This window comes from Mycobacterium sp. (assembly GCF_050701515.1).
Taxonomy (GTDB): domain Bacteria; phylum Actinomycetota; class Actinomycetes; order Mycobacteriales; family Mycobacteriaceae; genus Mycobacterium.
In genome coordinates this window covers 1-3,619 of the sequence record NZ_JBOGDB010000254.1, presented here as the reverse complement: position 1 = coordinate 3,619, position 3,619 = coordinate 1, and the positions used below count along the sequence as shown (strand labels likewise).

The window sequence follows — 3,619 nt, the reverse complement described above, 5'->3', positions numbered from 1 at the left end:
CCGGCAATTCCGGATCGATGCCGCCCTGCATGCACACCTCGGTCGCGCCGGCGACGTGCGCCTCCCACGCCCGGTCGGCGACCTCGGCGGTTGAGAGCGAGTAGGCGTCGGCATCGCCCTTGCGTTGCGCAAAGGCGCAGAACCGGCAGCCGGTGTAGCAGATGTTGGTGAAGTTGATGTTGCGGTTGACGACGTACGTGACGTCGTCGCCGACGGTGTCGCGGCGCAGCGAATCAGCCAGCGCGGCAACGGCATCCAGAGCGGGGCCGTCGGCGGTGGCCAGCGCCAGGTACTCGTGTTCGGTGCAGCCGGCCGGGTCGCGCTCGGCGGAGCGCAGCGCCGCCACCACGTCGGTGTCGATGCGCTCCGGCGCCCGGGCGGCCAGCTCCTCGACCTTTTCCCGGATGGACTCCCAGTCACCGAAGGCGCTGTTCAGATCGCTGCGGGTGGCGGTGAGGCGTCCCTCGGCATCGATCGCCGAGTGCAGGTCGACCCGTCCGAGCGATTCGGCGGCCTCGTCGGGTTCCTGCCACGGCCGCCCGACGGGATTGACGTCGCGCGCGAGGCCGGTGTCGGAGTCGGCCAGCGCGGCCACGTGCGCCTGCACGCGCGGGTCGATCCACGCCGCGCCGGCCAGCACGTAGGGCGGCTGAGCAGTCAGCCGCTGCACCAGGTCGTAGCCCGCATCGGCGGTGACCGCGGCCAGCTCGTCCAACGCCGGCCACGGGCGTTCCGGGTTGACGTGATCCGGCGTCAACGGCGACACCCCGCCCCAGTCGTCGACACCCGCGCCGATCAAGGCCAGGCACTCGTCGCGCGACACCAGGTTCGGCGGCGCCTGCACGCGCATCTTCGGTCCCAGCACCAGGCGGGCGGCGGCGACCGTCGCCACGAAGTCGTCGAAGCCGGCGTCGGGCTCCGAGGCCATCACGGTGTGGTCCTTGGCCCGGAAGTTCTGCACGATCACTTCCTGGACGTGCCCGAACTCCTTGTGCGAGCGCCGGATCGCGTGCATCGTCTCGGCGCGCTCGGTCAGTGTCTCGCCGATGCCGACCAGCAGGCCGGTGGTAAACGGGATGGACAACCGGCCGGCGTCGGCCAGTGTCCGCAGCCGAATCTCGGGATCCTTATCGGGGCTGCCGTAATGGGCAAGGCCCTTGGTCTCGAACAGCCGCCGCGAAGTGGTTTCCAGCATCATCCCCATCGACGGGGCGACCGGCTTGAGCCGCGACAGCTCCGACCAGGACATCACGCCGGGGTTCAGGTGCGGCAGCAGACCCGTCTCCTCCAGCACCCGGATCGCCATCGCCCGCACGTAGTCCAGCGTCGAGTTGTAGCCACGCTCGTCCAGCCACTGCCGGGCCTCGTCCCACCGCGTCTCGGGTCGGTCACCGAGGGTGAAAAGCGCTTCTTTGCAACCCAATTCGGCACCGCGGCGGGCCACGTCGAGGATCTCGTCGGGCTCCATATACATGCCGAGACCCTCAGCGCGGAGCCGACCGGGGACCGTGACGAACGTGCAGTAGTGGCAGGTGTCTCGGCACAGATGGGTGACCGGGATGAACACCTTGCGTGAGTAACTGACCGGCAACCGTCCGCTGGGCCCGCGTCGCCCGGAGGATGTCAGACCGGCATCGCGTACCCGCGCGGCGCTCGCACACAGATCGGCCAGGTCGTCGCCGCGGGCGGTCATCGCGATGGCCGCCTCGTCGACGTTCAGCGCGACGCCGTCACGGGCCCGCCGGAGCACGCGACGTAAGGCCGCGCTGGACGCGTCGGATTTCGGTGGAACCACCGGGCTGGGCAGAGCGGCGCCGCGCTGCGGGTTCAGATCCACTCCCGTGTAACCCCGGCGTCGTCGTGAATCATCCGCGCGTCTCACATTCTGAAACTTTGGCGCCTGCCATAGCGGCCACAGTAGTCCCGGCCCGGCGCCGGCGTGCGACCCCGTCCCGCGACACGTTGTCGAATCGCGCACCACCTGATTGACAGCCGCGTAAGTTCAGGACAGTCCAGTACTGCCGCAGCTCAGAGGGGAGTCGTCATGGACATTTCCGCTCGCTCAATTCTCATGGCCGGCGTCGCCACCGTCACCGCAAGTGCCGTCGCGATAGCCCCGTCGGTGCAACCCCCTCCGCCTGCCCAACCGGCGATCCAGTTCGCAGCGCAGGTCGAACCGCTCGCGCTGCCGGTGGACCCCGTCCCGTGGCTTCTCGACTGGCCGGAACGCATCCTGACACCACCGAGTGCCAATGCCCCATTTCCGGCGCCACCGTTCCCGCCGATCACCGCACCCACATCCATCGGCGGCGCCCTGACGTCCATTTACAACGCGGTGGAACCGTGGGTGCGGTGGGGTTTCGAACTCGCCACGTATGCCGTGGGCTGGGTTCCAGGGATCGGGTGGCTAGCGCCGCAGATCATGATTTTCTACAACCTCGGCGAACGGATCGTCCACAGTGCGGTTTTCAACACCGCGGATTGGCTCAACGGGAACGGCAGCTTCCTACAGAACCTGGGTCAATTCGGCGTTGACACCGTCAATTCGTTCATTTTCTTCGCCGATGACCAGCTGGCCTTCTGGCTGCCGCCTCTGCCACCGCTGCCACCGCTACCACCGATCTTCGGGTTGGCTGCCGCCGAGGAGTTGACGCCCGCGACGACCCAGACCCCGCAGTCGGTGATGGGGGACCTCGTCAAGGCCCCGTTCGCGGCGGTCAGTACCGCGCTCAATGGCTTGCGGCCCGACGTCGACACCGAAACGGCCGGCCAGACCGAGGTGACCGAGACCGTCCCGGACTCCGGCACAGCCGCAGAAAACGCCGTCAGGAGCAACGCGGCCGCCGAGCGCCGCGCCAACGTAGCCGCGGAGATCGTCAGGACACCGTTGACCGCCGCCAAGGGTCTGGTTCGGGCGCAGGGTGAAGTGCGCGCGGCGACCCAGGCAACGGCCGATAACGACGACGTCGCGCGCACGGGCAGGCCGGGCGACGTCGCCGAAGAAGTGTCCGATGGTGTCCGCGATAGCGCGACGAAGACCGCCAACGGGGTGCAGCAGGCCGTCAAGGAAGTCCAGCAGGCCGTCAAGGATGCACGTAGTGCCGGCGCGGGCGCTGCGAAACCGGCCAAGAACGAGACCGACGAGGAGTAGTCACTACCCGGGTCGGCTGCGCCGATAGATCAGTACCGCGGGCGGCAGTACGCCCACAACGATGAGCAGGATCGGCGCGTACGCCATGACTCCTGCGCCGCCGAACACGATGTCGCCGCCGGGGCCACCCAGCGTGAGACCCACGACCGTCGCCAGCCAGGTCCACAGCGGCAGCGCGGCCAGCCGCAGCGACGACGTCCACTGCAAACCCGCCCACACCAACGCGGCGTTGAGCAGACCACTGATCAGCGCGCTGATCGGAAACGGCACCGCGCCGATGCGCAGGGGAAGGAATAACGCGAACAGCAAGGCCGAGATGACGCCGTCGACGGCGAGCAGAGTCAGCAGGACGGCACGCAGCGCGCGACGGTCGTCGGGCGACAGGGTCAGGTCGGAATGCTGTCGAGCAGCCCCACCAGCGAACCCACCACCCACTGGAAGTTGTCGAGGCGGTCCTGCCAGTGCTGC

3 protein-coding genes are annotated in these 3,619 nt (G+C 68.5%); 1 reads left to right on the top strand and 2 read right to left on the bottom strand.

What is annotated here, in order from left to right; all coding sequences use genetic code 11:
• Positions 1 to 1,837, bottom strand: a 1,837-nt coding sequence (locus tag ACRDU5_RS19355) for a bifunctional FO biosynthesis protein CofGH (protein WP_526616394.1), incomplete at its 3' end; no start/stop codon positions are given.
• Between the two features lie 207 nt (positions 1,838 to 2,044).
• Here ACRDU5_RS19355 and ACRDU5_RS19350 point away from each other — a divergent pair.
• The gene (locus ACRDU5_RS19350; protein WP_526616392.1) at positions 2,045 to 3,151 is read left to right on the top strand and encodes a hypothetical protein; all 1,107 of its coding nucleotides are present in this window, start codon (positions 2,045 to 2,047) and stop codon (positions 3,149 to 3,151) included.
• A 3-nt stretch (positions 3,152 to 3,154) separates the two neighbouring features.
• On the opposite strand, the gene ACRDU5_RS19345 is transcribed toward ACRDU5_RS19350, so the two are convergent.
• Positions 3,155 to 3,541 (bottom strand): hypothetical protein, encoded by a 387-nt coding sequence (locus tag ACRDU5_RS19345; protein WP_526616395.1) that lies wholly within the window; start codon positions 3,539 to 3,541, stop codon positions 3,155 to 3,157.
• Positions 3,542 to 3,619: the final 78 nt, after the last annotated feature.

What these genes read in the sequence shown, in the direction of transcription:
- ACRDU5_RS19350 (WP_526616392.1), top strand. Translation starts at nt 2,045, where the DNA reads ATGGACATTTCCGCTCGCTCAATTCTCATGGCCGGCGTCGCCACCGTC.